We start from the raw sequence: 21,653 nt of genomic DNA on the forward strand, positions 1-21,653 counted from the left end.
ACTCGGATCAAGGAAGTATTTATACAGCAAAAGAATTTCAAGCGTATGCCAAAGAAAACGGCATGATCACCAGCATGTCCCGGAGAGGAAATTGCCATGATAATGCCGTCATGGAAAGCTTCTTTGGTCATTTAAAAAGTGAAGCTTTCTATTCACAAAAGATAACAAAAGTATCCAACACAACTGTGCGAAAGATTGTGCTAGAATACATTCATTACTACAATTGTGTGCGAATTCAAGAAAAATTAAACCACCTATCCCCTAAAGAATTTAGGGAACAAGTGGTTTAGGTGTTTTGATTGGTGTCCCGTTTTCGGGGTTCACTTCAGTGCCTACCGAGGTTTTTTATTTACACTTCACACAATATAGGCATTCTACATAAACTATAACTAAATGCCTATAGTTTACGAGGTGATCCATATGAATACGCAATTACAACAAAAAATAGAAGAAGCTAGAGAAACGTATATTGGCCGGATATTTACATTTGGCGGCTCAGTTTTATTTTTAATCGGTTCATTCCTCGCAGTCACCACAGCCTATAAAGCGTATAATCGTCTATTACATTCATCAACATAAAAAAAGACGGGAGATCCCCGCCTTTTTTTATGCAAACATTTTAAATACACCTATCGCATTTAAAAATACAATTATTACAGTTACTGGAATAACATAACGAAGTAAGAAGAACCAAATGTTAAATAGCGTTTTCCCTTTCGTTTCCGTCACTTCTAATTCTTTCATTAACAATTCTTTACTCATTTTATTTGGTACAAATAATGAAATAGCTAGTACTCCTAACGGTAGCAATACGTTACTTACCGAAAAGTCGACTAAATCAAAGAATGTTTTCCCAAATATTTTCACGTCACTCATAATCCCAAATGATAACGCCGATGGAATACCGACTGCAAAAATAAGAATACCAATTAATAATGATGCTGATGGACGCTTCTTCTCATTACCTTTCGCAACAGATGCTACTACAATTTCAAGCATTGAAATTGCTGATGTTAAAGTCGCAAAGAAGAATAAAATTAAAAACATAATAAAGAAAAATTGACCAAATGGTATTTTTGCAAATACTGCTGGAAGGACGATAAACAGTAATCCTGGCCCTTCAGTCGGTTTAACTCCTAATGCGAAAATCGCTGGGAAAATTGCTAATCCTGCAAGTACTGTAACAAAAACAGTTAAACTTACAATAGATGTTGCTGATTTCGTTAAATGTTCCTCTTTCTTTAAATACGAACTATACGTTACCATTACTGAGGCACCTACTGTTAGCGAGAAGAAAGATTGTCCCATTGCATATAAAATCGTATCTGCTGTAAGCTTTGAAAAATCTGGCTTTAAGAAGAACTCTACTCCAGCAAAAGCACCATCGAGTGTTAGCGCACGAACAATAATCGCAATAAATAAAATAAATAATAGCGGCATCATGTACTTACTTGCCTTTTCTATACCTTTCTCTACACCTTTACTTACAACAAAAATCGTACAAAGCATAAAGATAAATTGTGCTCCAATCGCACTTAATGGATTTGAAATCGTTTCACCGAACAATTGTCCATAATCAGCTACTCCATTCCAGAAACTTCCTGTCACACTATAATATAAATAAAGTAAAATCCATCCACCTACAACACTATAAAAAGATAGTACACTAAAACAAGTAACAACTCCCATACGACCAATCCAAGGATATAATTTGCTATTTGGCACTAGTACTTTATAAGCTGTAACCGCCTCTTTTTGCGTGCTACGTCCAATAACAAACTCCGCTATTAGAAGAGGCATACCTATAAATAAAGTTAATAGTAAAAATACAAGGAAGAATGCGCCTCCCCCGCCATTACCTGCAACATATGGAAATTTCCATATCGCACCAAGACCTACTGCGGCTCCGGCTGCTGCGAGTACAAAGCCTATTTTCGACGTCCATTGCTGTGTTTCTTTCATCATAAATTCTCCTTTTCTGAATATTTAAACTTTTGTTAATTATACACTTTCATTTCATACTCGCACACCTCCTTTAGAAAATAAAAAAGTCCCCTACACGCAAATATGCATGTAGAGGACGATATATGTAATGTAAATACCGTGGTACCACCTCAATTGGATTGATAAATCCCACTTGTTCAAGTACAGGAATAATTCCGATACTCTATCCTTTTAACGGCGGAACCCGGGTTGCCTACTACAATGTTCAACATACCTCTCGCAAGCCCATTCTGTATATTTTATCGTACCGGGCTCCCACCTAATCCCAGCTCTCTGAACGCATCAAATATACGTACTCTTCTTGCTCATCGATTTCATCTATTGAAGTTACTTGTGATTATAAATTATATTTTTATATTTGTAAAGCGCACTTTATCTTTTATTATTTTAAAACCTTTTCCTCTAACTCTCGTAAAAAACTTTCTCTTTTCCCCTCGTTTTGCACATATACTGATTTCAACACTTCTTGGAGCAATATATTTCGTTCCCTCTTTTCTAACTGTAAATCTTTTAACTTCAACCTTACTTCATATAAAAAATCTAAATACGATTCATATGTCTCATCATATTTATTTGCAATCTCATCTCGAATTTTTTTTGCGAGCTTTGGGCTCGCTCCCCCAGTAGAAACTGCTATATTAAGCAAACCACGATGAATCGCTGCCGGAAAGTGAACATTACCACTTTCCGGATTTGTAATAACATTTACTAATTGATTCTCGGCGGCATCTTCAGCAACTTGTTCATTTAATATTGAATCACTACTCGCTGCAACAACTAAAAAAGCACTTTTAATATCACTTTTTTCATATTCTCTTTGATACCAACGAATTTTCTTTTCTTCCACAAGTTTTACTAAATTCGCATCTAATTCTGGACTTATCACAACTATATCCGCACCCTGTTTGAGTAAAGGAATAATTTTAAATCCTGCAACTTTTCCCCCGCCAATAACAACAACGCGCTTCTCATTAACTCGCACTGTAAGTGGATACATACTGATCTCCTTTCAATAACTCCGTCGTTTTCTGAATTAACATATCTTGAAACGCTTCATTCTTCCCTAAATATGGAGTGATTTTTATCTCTTCCAATTCATATTGGCGCACTTCTTTCTCAATATGTTTCATAAGTAAACCTGTAAATAACAAGTAAGGCAGTACAACGATGTTCTTTTCTTTTCGTTCTACAACTTCCTTTAACTTCTCCTCAAATTTTGGCTCTGCAGCTGCTAAATAACAAACTTCTACTTTTTTAACCTTCTCTTTTGTTTGAAATAAAGAAGCAATCCAGTTTATATCTCTTAATACTTCAGGATCACTGCTCCCTCTTGCAACGAGAAGTAACGTCACTTCATTTTTATCTTCCTGTTCGATGCCACTTCCGCTATACACCGATTTAACAAGTGTTTCTGATACACCAAACGGATTACCATAAGTCACTTTAACATTCGGATATTGATTCTTGAGCTTTACCAATTCAAACGGAATATCTTTCTTCACATGACCTGCCGCTAATAAAAAAACAGGGATAGCAATAATCTCCGTGGCCCCACGCTTCACACATGTACGAAAACCATCTTCAATAGAAGGATTCGCTAACTCTAAAAAACAAACTTCTTGAATAGTCGCTTCTATACGGCTCATGCACGATGTAATAAATTGAATCGCCTCTTCTTTCGCTGTCTTCAAACGACTTCCATGACATATATATAAGACGGCTTTCATTTTACAACACTCCACTTACTTGATAAGCATTTTCTGTTTGCTTCTCAAACCAATGGATTTTTTCTCTAAAACGGACAACTTCTCCAATTACAATCATGCTCGGATTTTGAATTTGCTCTTTTTTCGCAACATCTACAATTGTCCCTAACGTTCCAACAACTGTGCGTTGCATAGACGTCGTCCCCTGCTCAATAATAGCAGCTGGCGTACTTTTATCTTTTCCATGCTTCATAAGTTGCTCACATATGTAGGGCAAATTACTAACCCCCATATATACCGCTAAAGTCTCTACACCTTTCGCTAAACTTTCCCATTTCACTTCTTCTTCAGCACCTTCTTTCCTATGCCCAGTCACAATAGCAAAACTTGCACTTGCATCACGGTGCGTCACTGGAATGCCCGCATAAGCAGGAGCAGCTATTCCAGCTGAAATACCAGGAATGATTTCAAATGGTACACCTTGCTTTGCTAATGCTTCAGCTTCTTCTCCCCCTCTACCAAACACAAATGGATCGCCACCCTTAAGCCTCGTTACAACTTTTCCTTTTTTCGCATACTTAATAAGAAACGTGTTAATTGTCTCTTGCTTCATCGTGTGATAATTCGGGAGTTTTCCGCAATAAATTAAATCCGCGCCAGGCTTTGCGTGTGAAAGCAGCTCTTTATTCACAAGTCGGTCGTATAAAATAACATCTGCCTTCTCAATACATTTCAACCCTTTAACAGTAATTAAATCTGGATCGCCAGGACCTGCTCCAACAATATAAACCTTTCCCATCATCTCTCCTCATTTCTTCTATTAAAATGAAACTTCCATTCGTATATAAGAATGGAAGTTTTTATTTTTTCGTATTACTGATCTCTACTCATGAATAACAAATGCCCCACCTTTTCGAATCTTCTTTTTTTCAAACAAAGAAATCTCTTTTACCTCTGGCAACGGTAAAAAATGCTTTTCAAGCTCAATCTCCGCAAGCTTAAATGCCTGTTCTTCACTTTGAGCAACAACAACAATCGGAACAATACTATTTACTAACACAGCTTCAAATCGATATAAATCCATATCGTCCCTCCTAAGACGCTATTACTTCTTCTAGCACGTTATTTAACGCTATTTGTAATGTATCTACACCAACACGACCTACAAAATCATAAAATGTCTCGGCTGGTAATTTATTCTCTTTGAAATAACTTATAAATGATGCAAGTACATCTGGTAAATCTTCGCCATCTATTTTTCCTTTTAACTTTTGATTATAAGCACCACCATCTAACAACGTTCCACCTACGTATATTTCAAACGCTTCAACAATGCCTTTTTCCTTCGTTTTCATTTTCACCCCTTGTAACCCAATGTCAGCAATTTGACGTTGACCACATGAATTCGGGCAGCCTACCATATGAATTCGAACTGGAACATCGAGTGCAATTTGTGTATCTAAGTATTCTGCAATTTTTCGTAATCTTTCTTTCGTTTCTACTAGTGCAAGATTACAATATTCAATACCGGTACATGAAACCGCATGACCAATAAATGATTTCGGGCTAGCAGATATCGCTTCAAACAGCCGTTCACTAAGTAATCCTTTTACATTTTCCGGAGGAACATTCGGAATAATGAAGTTTTGCGAGTTACATGTACGAATTTGTCCATTTCCATATTGCTTTGCGATTCTTGCAATCTCAAACATTTCTTCTGCATGTAAACGACCTACCGGTACATTAAAACCTACATACTTTAATCCCTTTTGTTTTTGGTCTTGAACACCATAAAAATAGCCTGCATTCCATCCTTTGAGTGCACTTTCCCCTTTACTTTGTAAAGGCCCTGTATACTCTATTAGTTTCTCTTTAAATTTCGCTGCTCCCCAGTCCGCAACAAGAAATTTCAACCGAGCTAAATGACGTTTTTCACGATATCCAAAATCACGGAATATAGTAGCAATCGCAATCGCCACCGCCTTCACTTCTTCTGGTAAAACGAACACATCTAATTCATCAGCTAAATACGGTCGAGCTGATAATCCTCCACCTACTTTTATATGAAAACCAACTTTTTTCTCACCATCTATTTCTTTCGTTGCAGGCGTAAATGCAACACAGTTAATTTCTGCGTTTGCTGAATTATAAATATTAGAACTAATAGACATTTTAAATTTACGTGGCAAGTTAGAAAACTCTTCATTATGTTGGAAGTAATCATATACTTCTTTTACAATATGCGTTGTATCGAATAGTTCATTTGCATCAATTCCAGCAAGCGGATTACCTGTAATATTCCGCGTTATATCACCACAAGCCCCCGCTGAAGATAACCCAACTCTTGCTAATCTTTTAAAAATATCTGGAATTTGCTGAATTTCTAACCAGTGAAACTGAATCGCCTGTCTCGTCGTAATATCTATTACATCACGTCCATAATCTTCAGCGATAGAAGCAAGTACTTCTGCCTGTGCATTTGTAATAATCCCTGACGGAATATTTACCCGCATCATAAAATAACCAGCTTCTTTCGGTCTTTGTAAATACAAGCCTGCCCATTTAAAGGCATCCCACTCTTCTTTCGGAATAGATTCGAAACCATTTTCCGCATAGTAAGGAATATCATTAAAAATTTCTAAGCCATCTTTTTCTAATTTATTTTTCTCGGTCTGATTTAATTTTTCATTGTTAGCCCATACTTTTTCATAACTCATTGTTTATCCCCCTATATAAAACTACGCTCTTGTAAGTACTTCACGATTTGTTCTGCACATTCTTCAATAGAATATTTGTGCGTTTCTACAATTAATTCTGCTTGCTCTGGCTCTTCATAAGGCGAATCAATACCTGTGAAATCCTTAATATCACCTTTTCTTGCCTTTTTATAAAGCCCTTTCGGATCACGTTTCTCACACTCTTCAATCGGACACTTCACAAAAATTTCAATAAATTCATCTGCCGCTAATAAATCTCTTACTTGTCTGCGGTCTACTCGAAATGGTGAAATAAATGCTGTAAGGACAACTGCTCCTTGGTCTACAAATAACTTTGCCACTTCGCCAATACGTCTTATATTTTCCATGCGATCACTTTCAGAAAATCCTAAGTCTTTATTTAAACCGTGGCGAATGTTATCCCCATCCAGCACATAATTTCCAATATTCTTTTCAAACAGTTTACGAGCGACCGCATTCGCTACTGTAGATTTACCCGAAGCTGATAAACCAGTAAACCAAATTACAAAACTGTGATGCCCATTCTTCACTCTTCTATCATCTTTTGAAACCGAAGCTGTATGCCAAGTAATATTCGTATCCATCTCGTTCTCTCCCTATTCTGTTACTACTTCTTTTTTTAAACCTTTAATTAGCACTTCTACTACTTCTTTACGACTAAATGTACTTGGCGGAATCTCACCGTTTCTTAATAATTCTCTTACTTTCGTACCCGATAAAATAACATGATCTTCTTTTCCGTGCGGACATGTTTTCGTTGAAGCCATCGCTTCACATTTCGTGCAGTAAAAACTATGTTCAAAGAATAGTGGTGTAATTCCTAACTCTTCTATCGTAAAATTTGTGAAGATTTCTTGCGCTTCGTATGTTCCGTAATAATCTCCTACTCCAGCATGATCACGCCCTACAATAAAGTGTGTACATCCAAAATTCTTTCTTACTAACGCATGAAATATAGCTTCCCTTGGTCCTGCGTAACGCATTGCAGCAGGAAATACACTTAAAAAGACACGATTTTTCGGATAATAGTTTTGAAGGAGTACTTCATAGCTTTCCATTCTTACATCAGCAGGAATATCATCCGATTTCGTTTCTCCAACGAGTGGATTTAAAAAGAGACCATCTACAATTTCAAGAGCAGATTTTTGAATATACTCATGGGCACGATGTACCGGGTTTCTCGTTTGAAATCCGACCACTGTTTTCCACCCACGTTTTTTAAATGCTTCCCTCGTTTCAATTGGGTCTAAATGATAAGAAGGAAATTGATTATTTTCAAAGCGTTTTGTTAGAATAATAGTTCCTCCAACGTAAACGTTTGGTCGTTCATATAATTTTTTCACTCCTGGATGAGCCTCATCCGTTGTTTTATATACAAGTAACGCTTCTTTTTCTTTATCTGGTACAAAAATATCTTCTATTTGAATGACACCGTATATATTTCCATTGTTGACAAGCTTTACTTCCTCTCCAGCCTTCAGGCTTTCTGCGACTTTTTCTGTTACCGGTAATGTAATCGGTATACTCCACACACTACCATTTGCTAAACGAAGCGTTTCTACAACTGAATCATAATCTTCCTTCCCTAAAAAACCAGTAAGCGGGCTATATCCACCTGTCGCCAATAGTTCTAAATCACTTAACGCAATATTGTCTAATTTAATTTCTTTTTCAATTTGTGATACGTCATATGTCTCATCTATACGGTTTACTAATTCGTTTACTATGCTCATTTTTCTATATCCTCTCTTAGTTTTATTTCAAGATTCATCTTATTGGTAATGAAGACCACATTCAGTTTTCATTTTTCCAGCCCATCTACCATCTCTTAAATCGCCACCATCCCCTACAGGTAACGTACATTTCTCACATCCAATACTTGGATAGCCAACATCATGCAACGGGTTATACGGCAAGCTATGTTTGTATACATATCGCCAAACTTCTTTCCACGTCCAATGAATGAGTGGACAAACTTTAATAGATTGAAAACGATGATCTTGATTTATAAACTTTGTATGCTTACGTGTTTCTGATTGTTCCCTTCTTAAGCCCGATATCCATGCTTTTTCCACGACTAATGATTTTTCTAAAGGTAAAATTTTTCTAATCTTACAACAAAGATTCGGATTGCTCTCCCACAGTTTTTCACCATGCAACTTCGCCTGTTCATCAAGTGTAAGTTCTGGCTGTTTTTCTATAATATTCAATGAAGGAAATCGTTCCCGCACTTTTTGAATTAATTCATACGTTTCTTGAAAATGAACATTTGTATCCAAAAATACAACTTTAGCAGATGGATTTACTTGGTTTATAAGGTGCAGCAATACCATACCTTCCACCCCAAAGCTACATGCGTAGACAATCTCATCTTTATATTCTTTATAAGCCCACTTTAATACTGATAGCGCACCTTTCGTTTCATCTTCTTCCGAAAATGAAACAACATTTTCTTCCCACGTTTCATACGTCAACATGTTTTTTCCCCCTGTAAAAGCAAAAAGACGGTTTTAACCTAATGAAATAGGTTAAAACCGCCTCTAGTTTTTCTAGTCAGCGCTTTTCACTTTAAACGTACTTTTTCACTTTTCTCTAACTGAATTACTTTTCCATCTTGCACAACAATTGTAATCGAACCATATTTCATATCAGCAAGCATCGCTTCAATCTTCTCGGATACTTCATCAAAATGTTCCCGTACACTCACGCGAACAGCCCCCCTTTTTATTCATAAAAAAAATCTTTCCCATTTCGAAAAGACTGTTCGGTAATATATTTTACCTTATCTTTCAAAATGGATTCCATTTTGCTGGATTTAGCACCTTGCTTTCTATAAGCAGGTTGCCGAGCTTCTTCGGGCCAGTTCCCTCCGCTTCTCTTGATAAGCTTTGTATTTGTATTTTATCACAATTCTGATTTTTTTCAATCCTAGTTTTCCGATATATTTTAATTATTTTATTTTACAAAAAAGGAATTGCCCATCCGAACAACTCCTTTTTCTATTTAGACAAGCTCTTTAATACGTATGCGATCGTTCCCAATAATATTTTCATATGTTTCGCGTTCCACAACTACTTGCGATGTTCCGCCTTTTGCAAAGACAACGGCTGGTCTTCGAATCCGATTGTAATTATTCGCCATCGAGTACCCGTATGCTCCTGTACAGGAAACTGCTAGTAAATCAGAAGCAGCGACTTTCGGTAAATGAATATCCCAAATCAACATGTCTCCACTCTCACAGCATTTCCCGGCAATCGAAACGAGTTCCTCATTCTCATCATTCCCTCGATTCGCTAACATCGCTTCATAACGCGCACTATATAAAGCAGGTCTTAAATTATCTGTCATTCCACCATCGACTGATACATATTTCCGAATACCAGGAATATCTTTCACAGATCCAACTGTATAAATTGTTGTCCCAGCATCACCTACAATGCTACGGCCTGGTTCAATCCATATTTCTGGCAATGGATATTCACATACAGTAAATTGTTCTCTCACTGCACTTGTTACAGCTCGCACATATGTCTCAAGAGTTAATGGTGTATCCGACTCTGTGTAGCGTATTCCAAATCCCCCGCCTACATTTAACACTTTTACTACATAGTTTGTTTGCTCTCTCACTTTTTCTAAAAATTGGCGAAGAACTTCAATTGCTCGAACAAAACCAGCTGTTTCAAATATTTGCGATCCGATATGTGAATGAATCCCTAGCACATTATAATTTGATTTTTGTAAAGCAAATCCAATTGCCTGCATCGCTTGACCGTTTGAAACGCCAAATCCAAATTTCGAATCATCTTGGCCTGTTGTAATATATTCATGTGTGTGCGCCTCTACTCCAGGCGTTACACGAATTAATATGTTCACAAATTTCCCATGTTGCATCGCTAAATCGTGTAAAACTTCTAATTCAAAGAAATTATCTACGACAAAACAACCAATATTCGCCTGAAGAGCCATCACTATTTCTTCTTCTGTTTTATTATTTCCATGAAAATGAATACGTGATGCTGGAAATCCTGCTTGGAGCGCAGTATATAATTCTCCCCCAGAAACAACGTCTAATGACATATTCTCTTCACGAACTACTCGGCACATCTCCATGCACAAGAACGCCTTGCTTGCATATGCTACTTGATAAGAGAAACCACTTTCTTTAAAAGCACGATGAAACGCTCGGCATTTTCCTCGAATAGACTCTTCATCGTATACATAAAGTGGTGTTCCGTATTGCTTTGCTAGCTGCGTCGTATCGCACCCTCCAATTTCTAAGTGTCCTTGCCCATTAATTCGGCTTGTGCCGTGTAAATACATTTAAATTCCTCCCTTATTTCCTCTAAAACTCATAACCCCAATCTTCTATTCATTGCAGCACGCTTTTAGATAGACAAAAAACGCGCGGAACAATGTTCACACGCGTTTCTTATTAGGAAAAATATATATTGAAAAAATAAACGAGTTGTTATCTCCTCAAAATAAGAAACCGCATCAACATCTCCAAATAGCTCTCCATAAAATAAATCTTATGACAGTACTACATTTATTCAATGCAGTCCCAATATATGAATAAGATGGTTATTCTTATATTTCGGCAATAGTCCCTTTCAACCTATGATCACAGATTCCATTAAATCTCCCATAGCTTACTCTTTCCTATCGCGGCCTCTACCTTTGAGAGTAGATGAGGTAAGTCTATTTAATTTTCAAACATCTAATTGTTGCTATTAACAATACCAAAGGACCATTTTATTTGTCAAACAATTTTTTATATTGTTTTTTTACAGTTTAACTTTGTATCGTTTGGTAAGCGCTTTACTGAAATCTTTGTCACTTCCCATTCGCCTTCTTCGTTATTAAATGTAATCGTTACCTTCTCAAATGGCGGAGCAATTTTCCCAGCAACACGTTCATACTTTGTCACTTCAATACTTGCTTGAAATAAATATGTACCGCTATACACTTTTTTTAAACTAATAATTTTAGGACATTGATACGGTTTCAAACTTCCATATTGTTTTTCAATTGCTTTATTTATTTTTGGAAATAAAACAGAATAAAGTGCATCTTCCATAAGAGGTGCATCATATTGAGCTATTGACACACTCGGTGAGGTAAAAAGTATAACAATACCGCATGCTATAAAATATAATAATTTCCGCATTATAACCTCCGTATTATCACGCGATTCTTTCTGCGTACGATAATTATCATACATAGAAATTCTGTTTTATTGTCTCCCACCACTCTTTTTCTACTCGATTATTATAAAAAAGCCCACAACTCTCTTTTATTTTCGTATAATGATACTCATAGTATAATAATCATAATAACAAAGGGCTGTTCGTATATATATAATGAGTCGTTAAGCAAACTGACTCACAAGAACTGTCATGCTTTTTAGGAGAGGAGTATATTATGCTACAACATCTGTTTCCAAAACTGCGATTTGCACTCGTTGCAGTCGTTTTACTATGGATTAAAACATATATTGTGTACAAGCTAGCATTTGATATTAAAATTGATAATTTCTTTGAAGAATTCATGCTTTTTATTAATCCACTAGCTGCGTTACTTTTATTTTTCGGCTTAGCTTTACTTGCATCTAAGCACCGAAACCGAATTATAATTGGAATCAGTTTTATACTGTCATTTATTTTATTTGGAAACGCAATGTTTTATGGGTTCTATAACGATTTCGTTACTTTCCCGGTTTTATTCCAAACAAACAATATGGCTGATTTAGGGACAAGTATAAAAGAACTCTTTACGTACAAAACATTACTTTTATTTGCAGATGCAATTATTTTAATGTTTATTTCGCGTAAATTCCCATCATTTGGTGACAAAACACCACTTTCCCGCTCAGAGAAGCGAACTTTCTTTAGCGGTGTAACAGCTTTATTAGCACTACAAATTGTTGTATCAGTTATTTATAAACCACAAATGTTCTCACGCTCATTTGACCGTCAAACTGTCGTGAAGAATTTAGGTTTATACACATATCATCTATTTGATATTACGCTTCAATCCAAGTCTTCAGCTGAGCGTGTATTTGCAAGTGGGGATGGATTTTCTGAAATCAAAAACTATACAGACTCAAAAGACAAACAAGTTGATAAAAAATTATTTGGAGCTGCAAAAGGTAAAAATGTAATTTTAATTTCAATGGAATCTACGCAAAGCTTTGTTATTAATAAAAAAATAAATGGAAAAGAAATTACACCATTTTTAAATGAATTTATTAAGGATAGTTTCTATTTCGATAACTTCTATCATCAAACTGGACAAGGCAAAACTTCTGATGCCGAATTTATCGTTGAAAACTCACTTTATCCGCTAGATCGTGGTTCTGTATTCTTTACTCATGCAACAAATGAATACACAGCGACACCAGAACAATTAAAGAAATACGGATATTCTTCTGCCGTCTTCCATTCAAATGATAAAACGTTTTGGAATCGGGATGTAATGTACCCTGCGCTTGGATATGATCGTTACTTTAATTTAAATGATTACGCAGGAACGGAACAAATGTCTGTCGGTTGGGGATTAAAAGATAAAGAGTTCTTTGAACAATCTATTCCAAAGTTAAAATCTTTACCGCAACCGTTCTATACAAAATTTATTACATTAACAAATCATTTTCCGTTTCTTCTAAATCCGGAAGACCAATATGTTGATGAATTCAACTCAGAAAGTGGTGTTGTAAACCGCTACTTCCCAACTGTTCGTTACACAGATGAAGCTCTTAAATTATTTATTAAACAATTAAAAGAAGAAGGACTGTATGATAATTCCGTTATTGTCATTTATGGTGATCATTATGGTATTTCCGAAAACCATAACGCAGCTATGGCACAGTTCCTAGGAAAAGATACTATTACACCATTCGATTCTATGCAATTACAACGCGTTCCTCTTATTATTCATGTGCCTGGTCAAGAAGGAAAAGTTGTTTCTAAAGTATCTGGTCAAATTGATATTAAACCAACGCTCCTTCATTTACTTGGTATTAAAACAAATAAATCCGTTGAATTTGGAACTGACTTATTTATTAAAGAAAAAGACCCGCTTATGGTAATGCGTGATGGTAGCTTTGTTTCTGAAGAGTATGTTTATACAAAAAATATGTGCTACAAAAGAAGTACGGGTGAAGAAGCTGACATGACGCTATGTCAGCCGTATATTGAAAAAGCAAAAACAGAATTAAAACTCTCCGATAAATTAATTTATGGAGATTTATTACGTTTCGATCCTAATAATCGATATAAAACCGGAACGATGACAACGAAATTTGAATAGTAAAGGAAGCAACTTTATACAAGTTGCTTCCTCTTTTTATTTTCACTTAATTTATTCCTCATCCTTCTATGAAATCTTTCACAAATTGGTAATTTCTTTCGTATGAGGAATAAATTTATGGTATGATAAAATAAGTAAACTTTCATACACTAATTAAGAATTTATTACAGAAAGCAAGGGATCAGATTTTGTATAGAGCAGCTATTCCAAACTTATTTACGCTCGGAAATTTATATAGCGGATTTTTATCAATCGGCTATGCATCTTTAGGATATTATAAATCAGCTGCTATTTTAGTACTTATCGGGATGATGTTAGATAGTCTTGATGGTCGTGTTGCTCGTTTATTACGTGTTGATTCACAAATGGGAAAAGAGCTCGACTCGCTTGCAGATGTCGTAACATTTGGTGCAGCACCTGCTGTTTTAATGTATTACACATCTTTCTCAAACTACGGAATCATCGGATTATACATAGCGGGATTATTCCCTCTTTTCGGAGCATATCGTTTAGCACGATTTAATGTAACACCATCTTCTACTTCAATGAAATATTTCACTGGAGTACCGATTACAGCAGCGGGAGGGCTTGTTGCTTTCTTAACATTATTTTCACATACCATTCCAAAAATCGTTCTTATTACCGTATTTGTAACGTTCGCATTTTTAATGGTGAGCCGCATTCGTATCCCAAGTTTAAAAGATGTACCAATTCCACGATATAGCATCATTATTACACTATTTTTAGTTGGAATCATTATTACAATGTATCAAACAGGATTTGGCAATTTTTCTGTTTTCTTATTCATTGCCATTCCACTATATATTTTGTACATGTTATCTCAATTCATTAGACAAAGACCGTCTAAAAAAGCGAATAAAGAAAAATAAGAAAACCTTCCGAGTCCGGAAGGCTTCTTTTTATTTTGTGACTAATACCTTTTGATTTACAGGTGTTACTGGCTCTTCGCCGTTTAATACAGCTAAAATATTTCTGACAGCCATTTCAGCCATCGCATCACGAGTTTCAAACGTTGCATTCCCTACGTGGGGAGCAAGTACTACATTCTTTAACTCTTTTAGCTCTTCTGTAATTTTCGGTTCAAATTCAAACACATCAAGAGCTGCCCCTTCAATTTCATTCGTTTTTAATGCATGAGCAAGTGCTGCTTCATTCATAATTGGTCCACGTGAAGCATTTACAATATACGCTGTTTTCTTCATCATTTTAAACTGCTCTTCATCAATCATATGATGTAATTTCGGATTATAAGCACAGTTAATTGTAATAAAATCTGCTGTTTGTAATAATTTTTCCAACGTCACATACGTTGCTCCCAGTTCACTTTCAGCTTCAAACTTACGATTTGGCCCTGTATATAAAACATCCATTCCAAATGCTTTCGCACGTTTTGCAACAGCCTTCCCGATTTCTCCAAGACCAATAATTCCGATTGTCTTACCGTGGACTTCTCGTCCTAAGAAAAATAACGGTGCCCATCCGTTAAATCCAGTCGTACGACATAACGTATCCCCTTCAGGAATTCTACGCGCCGCTGCTAAAAGAAGTGCAAATGTTAATTCTGCAGTCGCTTCCGTTGATACTTTCGGTGTATTCGTTACTGCAATTCCTTTTTCACCCGCATACGTGTAGTCAATATTGTCGTAACCAGCACCATAGTTTGCAACAATCTTTAAATGAGGCGCTGCATCAATAACTTCTTTTGGCACCTTTGTCGAAAGTAAACTTAACAATGCATCTTTATCTTTTACACGCTCTGTTAATTCATCTATAGAAATTAACTCCTCTTTATCGTACATTTCTACATCATGATCTTTTAATAGTTCTAATCCAATTTCCGGAATTTTTCCCGCTACTAATATTTTTGCCACTACTAACACCTCTTCTATAGAAAATAAGATATCTCTTATATTTCATTGTAAGAAATCCACATATAAAAACCAAGGAATTTGATTATAGTTTTGAAAATCGACACTTTTCCATAAAAAAAGAGGAGATGCAACTCTCCCCTCTTCTTACGCTTTTTCCTGCGATTCTTTTCCGAGCTTCACATCAATCGTTCCTTCTGCAACCGTATCGCTAATTTGCTCCTCAATAACCGATTGAGATGCAGCATTCGTTTCAGAAGTATAAGCTTGTTGCTGTGCAACTTGTACATTTTGTACATTTTGTTTATTTTGTTGTTTCGCCATTTCTTACCCTCCTTTTCATTCTTTCTTATTTTGAACAAAAAGGGTGGTTTTCATCAAAAAATTGCGTTTCATTTTGAATTTGTTACTTCTTCTTCAAGCGACCTCATTACTCTTGCTCGCTTCGTAAATGTTGCAACCTGAGTAACACCGTGAGCTCGTAGTGTTTGTACATTTTCTTGTACATAGTTCCCTAAATCATTTGGATAATGGGCATCCGAAGAAATCGTAATTGGAACACCATACTTAGCTAATACTTGTAAATATAGTGGACTTGGGCACATTTCACGAACAGGATAACGATAGTACAATCCTGCATTTATTTCTGTTGCCGTATTCGTTTCTACTAACGCACAGGCAATTTCCTCATAATAAGAAAGCTGTTCATTCTCATCCAATCGATAATTAAATACCTTTATATTATCTAGATGAGCGATAATATCAAATAACTCGGTACGAATCGCACTCTCAACTGTTTTAAAAAACGTATCGTATAATGCGCGTAGGTCATGCACCTCAAAATATTCTTTCGTATCTGGATTATCAAATCCCCAGCCATTTAGAAAATGAACGGAACCAATTACATAATCAAAGTCTCCTAGCGCTAATAATTCTTTTAACTCTCCTTCACAACCAATAAAATAATCCGCTTCAATTCCAAGTTTAAGTGTGACACCTCTTTTACTCCATCGTTCTTTCGCCTCTTCAATTGCCTTTGTAAAATCATACAGTGAAACTACCCTTACTTGATCTAACCATTCTTTCTGTATACGACCGAGCTTAGAATCACTAATATCTACATATTTTTCATAATATCCTTTTGCTTCATGAAAACGATATAGATGATCAACAATTCCCACTTCTTTTATTCCTTTTCGCACAGCTTCTTCTAAATATAGATCTATCCATTCTGTTGTAAATGGCCCTTCCTTCACACGCTTTTGCAAACGCTCTTGTGTTTTCATAAGCCAATCAATAGAATGCCTTTCTTGAAGCGGTTCATAACATTCCAACGCTTCATTTATTTTAGCAAGCCACCCTATTGAATACGGTCCTTCTTCTAAGTGAAGATGATAATCTACTTTCATATACATTCCCCCTTATAATGTATCTATTTCCCTTCTATCCCCAATTCTCGAAAGCTTTTCATTTCGTTCTTTCACCTCTCGCATGACATCTTCCAATGCGATATTTTTTTCAGCTAATAAAACGAAACAGTGATAAAATACATCAACCATTTCTTTCACTACTTCTTCTTTATCATTATTTTTACATGCGATAATTACTTCAGCACACTCTTCACCAATTTTCTTTAAAATTTTATCTTCTCCTTTTGAAAATAAATAATTTGTATACGATTCAGGAAGTGGGCTTTCCTTTCGTTCTTCAATTGTTTTATACAGCAACTTAAAGGCATTTTCCATATGTATCCCCCTATATAATTTGATAGTGAAAACATGTCTTCTCCCCCGTATGACAAGCAGGTCCTACTTGTTTCACATTCACAACAATTGAATCTTGATCACAATCTAAGTATAGAGATTGCACATATTGAACATTCCCTGATGTTTCTCCCTTATTCCATAACGACTGCCTCGAACGAGAGTAAAACCATGTTCTTTTCGTCTCTAACGTTTTTTCATATGCTTCTTCATTCATATAAGCTAGCATTAAAACTTCTTTCGTACCTTCTTCGACGACAATTGCCGGTATTAATCCTTTTGAAAAATTAGGTTTCATAATCGCACCTCAACATTTGCATCTCTTAATTTTCGCTTTACACTCTGCACTGTCGCCTCACCATAATGAAAGATGGATGCCGCTAACGCTGCATCAACTGTTGTCTTTTGAAAAACTTCTATAATGTGATCCGTATGACCACAGCCTCCTGATGCGATGACTGGAATGGAAACACTTTTTGAAATTTCTTCTGTTAAACGAAGGTCATATCCGCTTTTCGTTCCATCTGCATCCATACTCGTTAACAAAATTTCACCTGCCCCGAGTTTAACAACACGCTTCGCCCATTCTATGGCATCCATTCCTGTGTCAACTCTTCCGCCGTTGACGTATACGTTCCATTTACCTTCTGCAACTTTTCTAGCATCAATTGCCACGACAATACATTGTGATCCAAAGTGTTCTGCCCCTTCTTCTATTAGCTTCGGGTTTCGCACTGCCGCTGAGTTTATTGAAACTTTGTCTGCTCCAGCTCTTAGTAAATTGTACATATCTTTCACACTTGAAATCCCCCCGCCAACCGTAAGAGGAATAAATACTTTAGCTGCTGTTTTTTCTACAACATCTATAATCGTTTTTCTTCCTTCATGAGTCGCTGTAATATCTAAAAATACGATTTCATCTGCCCCTGCCTCGTTATATGCTTCAGCTATTTCAACCGGATCACCGACATCTTGTAATCCTATAAAATTTACACCCTTTACGACTCGCCCTTCTTTCACATCTAGACATGGAATAATTCGTTTCGCTAACATAACTTCGTTACCTGTAACACTTCTTCTAAATCAATCGTTTTCTCGTAAAGCGCCTTTCCAATTATGACACCATATATATTCATATCATTTAACTTTTTCACATCTTGAATAGATGCCACTCCTCCAGAGGCAATGAGACGAATGCCCACACTTTTTTGAAGTAACACCAATTGTTCAAAATTTGGCCCTGCAAGCGTCCCGTCTTTCGAAATGTCTGTAAACACAATCGTTTGAACACCTAAACTTTCCATTTGTTTCGCTAAACTAATATAAGAAATTTCAGACAGATCAAGCCAACCTCTCGTTGCTACGAAACCATTTTTCGCATCAATTCCAACAATAATTTTCTCTTTATATAGACGAACTGCTTCCTCTAAAAATGACTTATCATAAAGAGCTGCTGTTCCTAAAATCACTTTTTCTACACCTACTGACAATAACTCCTCCACCGCTACAAGTGAACGAATTCCTCCTCCCACTTGCACAGGAATACGTACCGCCTTGCAGATTTTTTCAATGACGGGCAAATTTAACGACTCGCCAGCAATTGCACCGTCTAAATCAACAATGTGTAGTATTTCCGCTCCAAGCTTTTCAAATATGATTGCCTGCGCTACCGGATCTTCATTCATCACCGTTTCTTTACTAAACTCTCCTTGATAAAGTCTAACGCATCGTCCTTCTTTTAAATCGATAGCTGGGAAGATTTCCATGTTTCTACCACCCCTTGAAAATTTTTTAATATTTGCATGCCAATTTCGCCACTTTTTTCTGGATGAAACTGTGCACCAAATACATTTCCTTTCGCTACAAACCCTGGTACTTGCATTCCATAATCACTTACTCCGCATACAATTTCATCTGGACAATCCGCGTAATATGAGTGAACATAATACACGAAAGAACCATCCACTAATCCATTCCAAAGCGGAAATTCTCTTTCCTTCCTTAATTCATTCCATCCCATATGAGGAATTTTATACGAAACTTTTAACTTACGAATTTCCCCTGGTAGTAAACCTAGCCCGCTACAATCTTTTAGTTCCTCACTTCGTTCAAATAAAAGTTGCATGCCCAAACATATACCGAGGATTGGTTTTCCTATGTCACAAACTTCTTTTAATACACACACTAAATCTCTTTCTTCTAATACGTCCATCGCTTTCGGAAATGCACCTACTCCCGGTAAAATCACGCCATCGCTTCTCAATATCTCTTCTTTATCACTCGTTACAATGTACTCTGCCCCAATATATTTTAATGCTTGCTCTACACTGCGAATATTCCCCATTCCATAATCTATAATGGCAATCAATTACAACATCCCTTTCGTTGAATTTACACCAGTAATGTTGGCATTTTTTTCGACCGCTTCTCTAAGTGCTCTACCAAAAGCTTTAAATAATGCTTCAATTTTGTGATGTGTATTACTTCCATATAGAACGCGCGCATGTAATGTAATATTGGCAGCATGTGCAACTGCTCTAAAAAATTCTTCCGTCAATTCTGTATCAAAATCCCCGAGCTTCGGATTTGTTAATTCCCCTTGAAATACACAATATGAGCGTCCACTTATATCAATTGCGACAAATCCTAAAGATTCATCCATCGGTACATACGCAGAACCGTAACGATTAATTCCCTCTTTATTTTGCAATGCTTCTTTCAAGCAATTTCCGAGTACAATTCCAACATCTTCAACGGTGTGATGTGCATCGACAAATACATCACCTTCTGCTTCAACTTGCAATCCAAATCTTCCATGTCTAGCAAATAAAGTAATCATATGATCGAAAAAACCAACCCCCGTTTGAATAGATACATTTGTACTTTCATCAAGCTGCAAACTTAATTTAATTTTTGTTTCTGTCGTCTGACGTACTTGACTGGACTGACGCATTATTTTTCCTCCTCAAACCTTATTTGGATTGCTCTCGCATGTGCATGTAACCCTTCTTTATTTGCAAGCTCTGCAATATGATGCTGTACATTTTTTAATGCTTCCTCCGTATAAGAAATAAAACTTGATTTTTTCACGAAATCATCGACTGATAACGGAGAAAAAAATCTTGCCGTTCCGCTCGTTGGTAATACATGATTCGGTCCCGCTAAATAATCCCCGAGCGGTTCAGGTGCATATGGCCCAAGGAAAATAGAGCCTGCATGTTTCACATAACCTAGAGCATTCATCGGTTCTTTTATATGTAACTCTAAATGTTCTGGAGCAATTTCATTTGATAACTTTAGTGCCTCCTCTAAAGAAGGAACGATAAAGATGGCTCCATTTCTATTTATCGATTCACGTGCAATTTCACTTCTTGGTAACGTTTCTAACTGTCTTTCTATCTCTTTTTCTACTTCTTTAGCTAGTTCCATATTCGTTGTAATACAAATCGCCGTCGCCCTCTCGTCATGCTCTGCTTGCGATAATAAATCCGCTGCGATATATTTTGCATTACCTGTTTCATCCGCGACAACTACAATTTCTGATGGACCAGCAATCATATCGATATTTACTATTCCGTATACTTCTCGCTTCGCTAGAGCGACATACAAATTTCCCGGTCCAACTATTTTATCCACTTTCGGAATCGATTCCGTCCCGTATGCTAAAGCAGCAATTGCTTGCGCGCCACCTATCGTATAAATTTCATCTACTCCCGCAAGATTTGCAGCAGCTAATATATGCGGATCAATTCCTCCTTTCCTCGGCGGTGTTACCATTACAATCTTTTTCACACCTGCGAGTTTCGCCGGCAATACATTCATTAATACTGAAGAAGGATATGAGGCTGTCCCACCCGGTACATATACACCTACATTTTCTAACGGCCGAATGAGTTGCCCTCTAATTATCCCTTTACTTTCACAATCGAATATTGAGTGCTTCTTTTGCTTCTCGTGATACGAAACAATGTTTTTCTTCGCCTCTTTTAAAGCTTCTAAAAATGAATTCTCTACAAACATACTCGCTTGCTGTATTTCTTCTTCACTTACACGAAAATCTTTCATCTCTATACCATCAAACTTTTTTGTATAGAAAGATAAAGCTTCATCTTTCCCTTCCCTTACATTTCTAATGATTTCTCTTACACTTCTTTGAACAGTTTCTTCTATTATATTAGCGTTTTCTCTTAGCACTTTTACTTTAGATAATGCCTCCTTAAAGTCTTCATAAATGATTTTCATTTT

The 21,653-nt window shown here is 36.4% G+C and carries 26 protein-coding genes, 2 riboswitches and 1 other annotated feature; of the genes, 4 read left to right on the top strand and 22 right to left on the bottom strand.

Features of this window, described 5'->3' with window-relative positions:
• On the top strand, window positions 1–290 hold a 290-nt coding region (locus C4S65_RS04930; protein WP_142391523.1), incomplete at its 5' end, for an IS3 family transposase.
• Between the two features lie 130 nt (window positions 291–420).
• Window positions 421–579, top strand: coding sequence for a hypothetical protein (locus tag C4S65_RS34260; protein WP_001096001.1), 159 nt, complete (start codon window positions 421–423; stop codon window positions 577–579).
• 27 nt (window positions 580–606) lie between these two features.
• Here C4S65_RS34260 and C4S65_RS04935 read toward each other — a convergent pair whose 3' ends face one another.
• The 12 genes from C4S65_RS04935 to C4S65_RS04995 all read right to left on the bottom strand — a co-directional run bounded on the left by C4S65_RS04935 (window position 607) and on the right by C4S65_RS04995 (window position 11,615).
• The gene (locus C4S65_RS04935) at window positions 607–1,962 is read right to left on the bottom strand and encodes a sodium-dependent transporter (protein WP_000665435.1); all 1,356 of its coding nucleotides are present in this window, start codon (window positions 1,960–1,962) and stop codon (window positions 607–609) included.
• 111 nt (window positions 1,963–2,073) lie between these two features.
• Window positions 2,074–2,322, bottom strand: a binding site (T-box leader).
• A gap of 64 nt (window positions 2,323–2,386) precedes the next feature.
• Window positions 2,387–3,001 carry an NAD(P)-binding protein gene (locus C4S65_RS04945; protein WP_000283359.1) on the bottom strand — a complete coding sequence of 205 codons (615 nt, stop codon included), beginning with the start codon at window positions 2,999–3,001 and terminating at the stop codon, window positions 2,387–2,389.
• Window positions 2,976–3,731 (bottom strand): sirohydrochlorin chelatase, encoded by a 756-nt coding sequence (locus tag C4S65_RS04950; RefSeq protein WP_103945156.1) that lies wholly within the window; start codon window positions 3,729–3,731, stop codon window positions 2,976–2,978. Before C4S65_RS04950 ends, C4S65_RS04945 begins: the two co-directional genes overlap by 26 nt.
• 1 nt (window position 3,732) lies before the next feature.
• The gene (gene cobA / locus C4S65_RS04955; protein ID WP_000521260.1) at window positions 3,733–4,509 is read right to left on the bottom strand and encodes a uroporphyrinogen-III C-methyltransferase; all 777 of its coding nucleotides are present in this window, start codon (window positions 4,507–4,509) and stop codon (window positions 3,733–3,735) included.
• Window positions 4,510–4,593: 84 nt separating this feature from the next.
• The gene (locus C4S65_RS04960; RefSeq protein WP_000366914.1) at window positions 4,594–4,794 is read right to left on the bottom strand and encodes a DUF3906 family protein; all 201 of its coding nucleotides are present in this window, start codon (window positions 4,792–4,794) and stop codon (window positions 4,594–4,596) included.
• A 10-nt stretch (window positions 4,795–4,804) separates the two neighbouring features.
• Window positions 4,805–6,427 (bottom strand): ferredoxin--nitrite reductase, encoded by a 1,623-nt coding sequence (locus tag C4S65_RS04965; protein ID WP_086406012.1) that lies wholly within the window; start codon window positions 6,425–6,427, stop codon window positions 4,805–4,807.
• An 11-nt stretch (window positions 6,428–6,438) separates the two neighbouring features.
• A complete protein-coding gene (gene cysC / locus C4S65_RS04970) occupies window positions 6,439–7,032 on the bottom strand; it encodes an adenylyl-sulfate kinase (protein ID WP_086406011.1) in 594 nt (197 codons plus the stop codon).
• A gap of 12 nt (window positions 7,033–7,044) precedes the next feature.
• Window positions 7,045–8,181, bottom strand: coding sequence for a sulfate adenylyltransferase (gene sat, locus C4S65_RS04975; protein ID WP_000029491.1), 1,137 nt, complete (start codon window positions 8,179–8,181; stop codon window positions 7,045–7,047).
• 39 nt (window positions 8,182–8,220) lie between these two features.
• Complete coding sequence (locus tag C4S65_RS04980) at window positions 8,221–8,925, bottom strand: phosphoadenylyl-sulfate reductase (RefSeq protein WP_000959012.1); 705 nt, start codon at window positions 8,923–8,925, stop codon at window positions 8,221–8,223.
• Window positions 8,926–9,011: 86 nt separating this feature from the next.
• The gene (locus tag C4S65_RS04985) at window positions 9,012–9,155 is read right to left on the bottom strand and encodes a YezD family protein (RefSeq protein WP_000116158.1); all 144 of its coding nucleotides are present in this window, start codon (window positions 9,153–9,155) and stop codon (window positions 9,012–9,014) included.
• A gap of 72 nt (window positions 9,156–9,227) precedes the next feature.
• A riboswitch (SAM riboswitch) is annotated at window positions 9,228–9,336 on the bottom strand.
• A gap of 115 nt (window positions 9,337–9,451) precedes the next feature.
• Window positions 9,452–10,768: a diaminopimelate decarboxylase gene (lysA, locus tag C4S65_RS04990; protein WP_086406010.1), complete on the bottom strand. Its 1,317-nt coding sequence runs from the start codon at window positions 10,766–10,768 to the stop codon at window positions 9,452–9,454.
• Window positions 10,769–10,948: 180 nt separating this feature from the next.
• A riboswitch (Lysine riboswitch) is annotated at window positions 10,949–11,130 on the bottom strand.
• A gap of 89 nt (window positions 11,131–11,219) precedes the next feature.
• Window positions 11,220–11,615: a DUF3888 domain-containing protein gene (locus tag C4S65_RS04995; RefSeq protein WP_001228817.1), complete on the bottom strand. Its 396-nt coding sequence runs from the start codon at window positions 11,613–11,615 to the stop codon at window positions 11,220–11,222.
• Window positions 11,616–11,869: 254 nt separating this feature from the next.
• Here C4S65_RS04995 and C4S65_RS05000 point away from each other — a divergent pair, with 254 nt between their 5' ends.
• Together C4S65_RS05000 and pssA are read left to right on the top strand one after the other, a co-directional pair.
• A complete protein-coding gene (locus tag C4S65_RS05000; RefSeq protein ID WP_061666722.1) occupies window positions 11,870–13,756 on the top strand; it encodes an LTA synthase family protein in 1,887 nt (628 codons plus the stop codon).
• Window positions 13,757–13,944: 188 nt separating this feature from the next.
• Complete coding sequence (gene pssA / locus C4S65_RS05005; protein WP_000285417.1) at window positions 13,945–14,646, top strand: CDP-diacylglycerol--serine O-phosphatidyltransferase; 702 nt, start codon at window positions 13,945–13,947, stop codon at window positions 14,644–14,646.
• A gap of 30 nt (window positions 14,647–14,676) precedes the next feature.
• On the opposite strand, the gene C4S65_RS05010 is transcribed toward pssA, so the two are convergent.
• The 10 genes from C4S65_RS05010 to hisD form a co-directional block, all read right to left on the bottom strand.
• Window positions 14,677–15,648 (bottom strand): NAD(P)-dependent oxidoreductase, encoded by a 972-nt coding sequence (locus C4S65_RS05010; RefSeq protein ID WP_001062833.1) that lies wholly within the window; start codon window positions 15,646–15,648, stop codon window positions 14,677–14,679.
• Between the two features lie 144 nt (window positions 15,649–15,792).
• Window positions 15,793–15,969: a DUF4025 domain-containing protein gene (locus tag C4S65_RS05015; RefSeq protein WP_001118890.1), complete on the bottom strand. Its 177-nt coding sequence runs from the start codon at window positions 15,967–15,969 to the stop codon at window positions 15,793–15,795.
• 68 nt (window positions 15,970–16,037) lie between these two features.
• Window positions 16,038–17,054 carry a histidinol phosphate phosphatase domain-containing protein gene (locus tag C4S65_RS05020; protein WP_000861840.1) on the bottom strand — a complete coding sequence of 339 codons (1,017 nt, stop codon included), beginning with the start codon at window positions 17,052–17,054 and terminating at the stop codon, window positions 16,038–16,040.
• Window positions 17,055–17,066: 12 nt separating this feature from the next.
• Window positions 17,067–17,390: a phosphoribosyl-ATP diphosphatase gene (gene hisE, locus C4S65_RS05025; protein ID WP_086406009.1), complete on the bottom strand. Its 324-nt coding sequence runs from the start codon at window positions 17,388–17,390 to the stop codon at window positions 17,067–17,069.
• 10 nt (window positions 17,391–17,400) lie between these two features.
• On the bottom strand, window positions 17,401–17,706 hold the full coding sequence (gene hisI / locus C4S65_RS05030) for a phosphoribosyl-AMP cyclohydrolase (RefSeq protein ID WP_000803966.1): 306 nt from the start codon (window positions 17,704–17,706) through the stop codon (window positions 17,401–17,403).
• Window positions 17,703–18,461 (bottom strand): imidazoleglycerol phosphate synthase cyclase subunit, encoded by a 759-nt coding sequence (hisF, locus tag C4S65_RS05035; protein WP_000880109.1) that lies wholly within the window; start codon window positions 18,459–18,461, stop codon window positions 17,703–17,705. The genes hisI and hisF overlap by 4 nt, the downstream gene beginning before the upstream one ends.
• Window positions 18,455–19,174, bottom strand: coding sequence for a 1-(5-phosphoribosyl)-5-[(5-phosphoribosylamino)methylideneamino]imidazole-4-carboxamide isomerase (hisA, locus tag C4S65_RS05040; protein WP_086790438.1), 720 nt, complete (start codon window positions 19,172–19,174; stop codon window positions 18,455–18,457). Before hisA ends, hisF begins: the two co-directional genes overlap by 7 nt.
• Window positions 19,147–19,776 carry an imidazole glycerol phosphate synthase subunit HisH gene (gene hisH, locus C4S65_RS05045; protein WP_000560352.1) on the bottom strand — a complete coding sequence of 210 codons (630 nt, stop codon included), beginning with the start codon at window positions 19,774–19,776 and terminating at the stop codon, window positions 19,147–19,149. Before hisH ends, hisA begins: the two co-directional genes overlap by 28 nt.
• Window positions 19,777–20,361, bottom strand: coding sequence for an imidazoleglycerol-phosphate dehydratase HisB (gene hisB / locus C4S65_RS05050; protein ID WP_001249963.1), 585 nt, complete (start codon window positions 20,359–20,361; stop codon window positions 19,777–19,779). It abuts the gene before it with no gap.
• Window positions 20,361–21,650, bottom strand: a complete 1,290-nt coding sequence (gene hisD, locus C4S65_RS05055; protein WP_000692517.1) for a histidinol dehydrogenase — start codon at window positions 21,648–21,650, stop codon at window positions 20,361–20,363. Before hisD ends, hisB begins: the two co-directional genes overlap by 1 nt.
• Window positions 21,651–21,653 lie beyond the last annotated feature (3 nt).

The sequence above is a fragment of the Bacillus sp. ok061 genome, assembly GCF_900108285.1.
Classification (GTDB): Bacteria; Bacillota; Bacilli; order Bacillales; family Bacillaceae_G; genus Bacillus_A; species Bacillus_A thuringiensis_S.

Excerpts from the sequence above, each read along its gene's own strand:
- hisB (WP_001249963.1), bottom strand. The coding sequence starts at position 20,361 with ATGCGTCAGTCCAGTCAAGTACGTCAGACGACAGAAACAAAAATTAAA.
- hisA (WP_086790438.1), bottom strand. The coding sequence starts at position 19,174 with ATGGAAATCTTCCCAGCTATCGATTTAAAAGAAGGACGATGCGTTAGA.
- C4S65_RS05015 (WP_001118890.1), bottom strand. The coding sequence starts at position 15,969 with ATGGCGAAACAACAAAATAAACAAAATGTACAAAATGTACAAGTTGCA.
- C4S65_RS04945 (WP_000283359.1), bottom strand. The coding sequence starts at position 3,001 with ATGTATCCACTTACAGTGCGAGTTAATGAGAAGCGCGTTGTTGTTATT.
- cysC (WP_086406011.1), bottom strand. The coding sequence starts at position 7,032 with ATGGATACGAATATTACTTGGCATACAGCTTCGGTTTCAAAAGATGAT.
- C4S65_RS04935 (WP_000665435.1), bottom strand. The coding sequence starts at position 1,962 with ATGAAAGAAACACAGCAATGGACGTCGAAAATAGGCTTTGTACTCGCA.
- hisE (WP_086406009.1), bottom strand. The coding sequence starts at position 17,390 with ATGGAAAATGCCTTTAAGTTGCTGTATAAAACAATTGAAGAACGAAAG.
- C4S65_RS05000 (WP_061666722.1), top strand. The coding sequence starts at position 11,870 with ATGCTACAACATCTGTTTCCAAAACTGCGATTTGCACTCGTTGCAGTC.
- C4S65_RS04995 (WP_001228817.1), bottom strand. The coding sequence starts at position 11,615 with ATGCGGAAATTATTATATTTTATAGCATGCGGTATTGTTATACTTTTT.
- C4S65_RS04950 (WP_103945156.1), bottom strand. The coding sequence starts at position 3,731 with ATGAAAGCCGTCTTATATATATGTCATGGAAGTCGTTTGAAGACAGCG.
- lysA (WP_086406010.1), bottom strand. The coding sequence starts at position 10,768 with ATGTATTTACACGGCACAAGCCGAATTAATGGGCAAGGACACTTAGAA.
- hisI (WP_000803966.1), bottom strand. The coding sequence starts at position 17,706 with ATGAAACCTAATTTTTCAAAAGGATTAATACCGGCAATTGTCGTCGAA.
- C4S65_RS04980 (WP_000959012.1), bottom strand. The coding sequence starts at position 8,925 with ATGTTGACGTATGAAACGTGGGAAGAAAATGTTGTTTCATTTTCGGAA.
- C4S65_RS04965 (WP_086406012.1), bottom strand. The coding sequence starts at position 6,427 with ATGAGTTATGAAAAAGTATGGGCTAACAATGAAAAATTAAATCAGACC.
- hisF (WP_000880109.1), bottom strand. The coding sequence starts at position 18,461 with ATGTTAGCGAAACGAATTATTCCATGTCTAGATGTGAAAGAAGGGCGA.
- sat (WP_000029491.1), bottom strand. The coding sequence starts at position 8,181 with ATGAGCATAGTAAACGAATTAGTAAACCGTATAGATGAGACATATGAC.
- hisD (WP_000692517.1), bottom strand. The coding sequence starts at position 21,650 with ATGAAAATCATTTATGAAGACTTTAAGGAGGCATTATCTAAAGTAAAA.
- cobA (WP_000521260.1), bottom strand. The coding sequence starts at position 4,509 with ATGGGAAAGGTTTATATTGTTGGAGCAGGTCCTGGCGATCCAGATTTA.
- C4S65_RS04960 (WP_000366914.1), bottom strand. The coding sequence starts at position 4,794 with ATGGATTTATATCGATTTGAAGCTGTGTTAGTAAATAGTATTGTTCCG.
- C4S65_RS34260 (WP_001096001.1), top strand. The coding sequence starts at position 421 with ATGAATACGCAATTACAACAAAAAATAGAAGAAGCTAGAGAAACGTAT.
- C4S65_RS05020 (WP_000861840.1), bottom strand. The coding sequence starts at position 17,054 with ATGAAAGTAGATTATCATCTTCACTTAGAAGAAGGACCGTATTCAATA.